At 31.2% G+C, this 3,387-nt stretch carries 4 protein-coding genes; all 4 read right to left on the bottom strand.

Translation table 11 applies throughout. The features are described from left to right. Positions 1-606 (bottom strand): glycosyltransferase family protein (locus F3G98_RS10060; RefSeq protein WP_149726123.1); only part of this gene is annotated, 606 nt, incomplete at its 3' end. Beyond that, entirely contained in the window at positions 599-1,663 is a 1,065-nt protein-coding gene (gene wecB, locus F3G98_RS10055; RefSeq protein WP_149726122.1) for a non-hydrolyzing UDP-N-acetylglucosamine 2-epimerase, read from the bottom strand. The genes wecB and F3G98_RS10060, both read right to left, overlap by 8 nt. After that, positions 1,660-2,772 carry a glycosyltransferase gene (locus F3G98_RS10050; RefSeq protein ID WP_103581590.1) on the bottom strand — a complete coding sequence of 371 codons (1,113 nt, stop codon included), beginning with the start codon at positions 2,770-2,772 and terminating at the stop codon, positions 1,660-1,662. The genes wecB and F3G98_RS10050 overlap by 4 nt, the downstream gene beginning before the upstream one ends. Next, on the bottom strand, positions 2,762-3,387 hold a 626-nt coding region (locus tag F3G98_RS10045; RefSeq protein ID WP_149726121.1), incomplete at its 5' end, for a glycosyltransferase. The genes F3G98_RS10050 and F3G98_RS10045, both read right to left, overlap by 11 nt.

Here is a 3,387-nt window from a genome sequence, read left to right as displayed (position 1 = left end):
TCCAGTAGGAATATGTTTAGCTTGAATATTAAGACCAGAATCATAAAAATATTCATTAATATTATTAAGAGGAGATATAATCTTATCTTGAACCTTATAAGTAAAAAGTTCCGTCAGCTTTGTGAGCATTACAAATGGATGATATTTTTTTGCACTCGTCAATTCTGTAATAGATAATGGCCATATATCTTTAATATCAATTATTAGTTTGGCTTTTGCTTTATTTGCCATAAATTTTGCGGCAAAAATAGTAAACGGATGCGGAGAGGCCATTATAATAACATCAATATTTCCTATTTCAACTAATAGTTTTTTTGTGCATTTTATTAAATTTAACACAAATGCAAACATATTTACTATGCGTCTAAGTCCATTACCTTTATAGAATGGTGTTTTTATACTAAAAAAACTAACTCCACTATCAATGTGTGAAATATATTGATTATCTATAAGCTTTGCGTCATGGATACGGTGAGAAAATGCAGCATTAATTATTGTTGTTTTATAGCCAAGCCCCACCAATTCTTTAGCAAAGAAAAAATGTCTAGTATCGAAATCATCCTTACCGCCATTATAATGTCCAATAAATACAACACTTTTAGGCATTTAATATCTCTTTAACTATTATCTCGCTTGCCTTACCATTGCCATATAAATTTAATTCCAAATTATTTTCATCAAAAGTTTTTATAGTTGAAAAGGCAGCTAAAATTTTATCTTTATTTGCACCCACTAAAATATTTGCCTTGCATTTTACAAGCTCCACCCACTCCGTTTCATCACGTAATGTAATACACTGTTTTTTAAAGAAAAATGCCTCTTTCTGAAGTCCTCCGCTATCGGTCATTACAAAAAAGCAATTATCAATAAGCCATGTCATTTCCAAATAACCAACCGGCTCTATAATGGTAAGATTTATAGTGTTTATGTTTAAATTTTGCAATATCTTTTTGGTTCTTGGATGAAGCGGTAAGATAACTTGGATATTTTTAGCTATATCATTTAAAGCTTCAAAAATAGCCTTAAGTCTAACCTCATTATCTGTATTTTCGGCCCTATGTATAGTACAAAGTATAAATTTTTTATCAACATTCAGATTTGGCTTTTTTGCACACTTTTTATAAAATATTGCCCCATCTTGCATTACATCACCACTTTTTATTACTTTGCAGTCAAATTTTTCAAAACCTTCGTTTTTCAAATTCTGCACTGCGGTATCAGTAGGACAAAATAAAATTTGACTCACACGATCTGTCAAAATTCTATTGATCTCCTCGGGCATTTTTGTATTAAAACTTCTTAGCCCAGCTTCAACATGTGCGAGCTTTATGTGCAGCTTTGAAGCAACTAATGCACCAGCTAATGTAGAATTTGTATCGCCATATACCATTATCATATCTGGCTTTACACTGAAAGCTATCTCTTCTATTTTCTCCATCATCTGTCCGGTCATAGCACCATGAGTTTTACCTCCGATGCCCAAAAAATAGTTTGGCTTTGGTATTTGCATCTCATCAAAAAATATATCACTCATGTTTGCATCATAGTGCTGGCCAGTATGAACTATAATCTCTTTGATGCTATCAAATTTGGATATCTCACGGCTCACCGATCCTGCTTTTATAAACTGTGGTCTTGCACCTAAAATTGTTAGAAGCTTCATTTTAGTAGACCTTCATAAATATTAAACAATTTTTGCTCCTCAATTTGCCAATTATATTTTTCCAAAATAGCCCTCTTGCCATTTTCTCCCATTTCCTGAGCTACCAATGGGTTTTGTATTATAAACTTTATACTTTCGGCTATCTCACTTGGGCTAAACGGATCAACACAAATTCCACATCTATTTTTTTCGATAATTTCTTTCCAAAGTGGAAAATTTGAAGCTACCACTGGAATCCCTGCGCTCATATATTCAAACATTTTTATAGGTAAAGAATCAAGATAATTCACAATAGGATATAAAACAACAAGACCGGCTTTTGAAAATTTTAACACATTACAAACTCCTTTTCTATCCAAGAAACCATATTCTTTTACCTTTGCTTCTTCAATTAGCTTCCTAACATCTTTTGAAAAGCTAATATTGTCAAACTCTCCAACCAAATTTAGCATAACACCTTCTATACTTTTAATAGCTTTTATAATCTCTATAACGCCTCTGACTCTAGAAATTCCACCTATATAACAAACTTCGTCTTTTTTTTCAGCCCATGATACGCTAGTTAGAAGCTCATTTAAAATAGGAAAATTATTAATATCAATACAATTTTTATTTATTTTTAAAAATTTATCTCTAATATGTGGCGTAGCGGTAACAATATAATCAAATTTTTTACAAGCATACCTTTCATAAGAAGCATAAATGAAAGAAACAATACTTCTTAGATTTTCAGGTATCCACTCTTTTGATAAAATATCCTTATCTATATCTTCATGTGAATCAAATATAACTTTCTTCCCAAGTTTTTTAAGTTTTAGACCAACCGGCATTAACTCCGGATCATGTAAATGATAAATATCGCTATCTAGCTCAATAGCTTTTTTAAAAATTTTTCCAGTAACTTTTGTCATACGTGTAAATCTGTTACCAGCATTTACACCCACATCCAATATACTTAATCCATTTTTTATCTCATCACCTTTGCCATCTGCAACAACCAAACTCACGTTATAATTTTCTTTTTTTGCAAGAGAGCTACACATTTTTAAAAATATACGAGTATCATATCTAGGATGAGCTGAAGTAAGGTGAGAGATTTTAACAACCATTTTTTAGTTCCTCATAAACAGCAATCATCTTTCTTTCTTGAATTTCCCAAGAATTTTCTTTGGCAAATTTTAAGGCATTTGCTCTTAGCACTTCAAAATCTATCTGCAATAGCTCATCAATTGCCTTATTTATTCCATATGGCGTATCTTCGTCAACCACTACACCAAGGTTATATTTTTTTACATTTTCGCTTAAATCCTTTAAATTTGAAACCAAGACTGGAAGTCCAGCCATAGTATATTCAAAAAATTTATTTGGCATACAATAATAATAATTAAGGCAACTATTGTAAATATACGATACAGCAGCAGCAGCAGAAGAAGTATAATCTAATAATTCATTTGGAGAAACTGCGACATGATAGAATATATTGCTATATTTATTTGCATAATCTTTAATAGTTTCTTCAAGCTCACCATATCCCATAAAAACAATCACTACAATATCATCTTTGCGAATTTTAAAGGCGTCCAGTAATAATTCAAGACCTCTACCGCGGCTTAACCCTCCTTGATAAAGCATAATTATAGAGCTTTGTTTAATAGAAAATTTCTCTCTAAAAATATCTGTTTTTTTTGGTTTAATAAATTTTGGAGAATTGTATAATATTGTTG

This window comes from Campylobacter concisus (genome assembly GCF_902460895.1).
Taxonomy (GTDB): domain Bacteria; phylum Campylobacterota; class Campylobacteria; order Campylobacterales; family Campylobacteraceae; genus Campylobacter_A; species Campylobacter_A concisus_BC.
The sequence above is the reverse complement of the archived record's forward strand: the minus strand, read 5'-3'. Positions and strand labels throughout refer to the sequence as shown.

Excerpts from the sequence above, each read along its gene's own strand:
- wecB (WP_149726122.1), bottom strand. The coding sequence starts at position 1,663 with ATGAAGCTTCTAACAATTTTAGGTGCAAGACCACAGTTTATAAAAGCA.
- F3G98_RS10050 (WP_103581590.1), bottom strand. The coding sequence starts at position 2,772 with ATGGTTGTTAAAATCTCTCACCTTACTTCAGCTCATCCTAGATATGAT.